The organism is Haloferax sp. Atlit-109R (assembly GCF_003665865.1).
GTDB lineage: Archaea > Halobacteriota > Halobacteria > Halobacteriales > Haloferacaceae > Haloferax > Haloferax volcanii.
In genome coordinates, this window is record NZ_QPLO01000033.1 from 1 (window position 1) to 447 (window position 447).

General features: G+C 64.7%; 1 pseudogene. It reads right to left on the reverse strand.

Features of this window, described 5'->3' with window-relative positions:
- Positions 1–447, reverse strand: a pseudogene (locus tag DVK03_RS19530) (hypothetical protein); the annotation flags it as partial.

Sequence of the window (447 nt, forward strand, 5' to 3'; positions counted from 1 at the left end):
GTGCGTTTCGCTGTTGTTCGACCTGATAGTCGCGGACGTTGTGCTGACCGATGGTCGTGAGCGAGGCGACGAGCCTGTTTCCGTCGCGCCGGACTCGGACGTTCTGTGTGCTGTCGAGGCCGGGCGTCTGGTCGACGACGCGCTGTTTGAGCTCTCGGATTCGAGTCCGGCGCTTCGCTTCGGCACGGGTGATTTCACGGGCGTCGACGAAGTCGTCGCCGACCATCGGCGCATCTTGGCGCTGTCGTCGCTCGTTCTCTTGTTTCGTCTCGCGGACTTCGCGCTTGTACCGTGTGGCCGCCTCGCGGTCGCTGACCTCGGCTAACAGTTCTTCGGCCAGCGCCTCGTATACTGCATCGACATCGTCGGGGTCGACAGCGTCGAGCGAGCGCTGATACGTCCGTACGGCGTCGCGCTTCTCGTCGGCGGCGAGCAGGCCGTACGCTG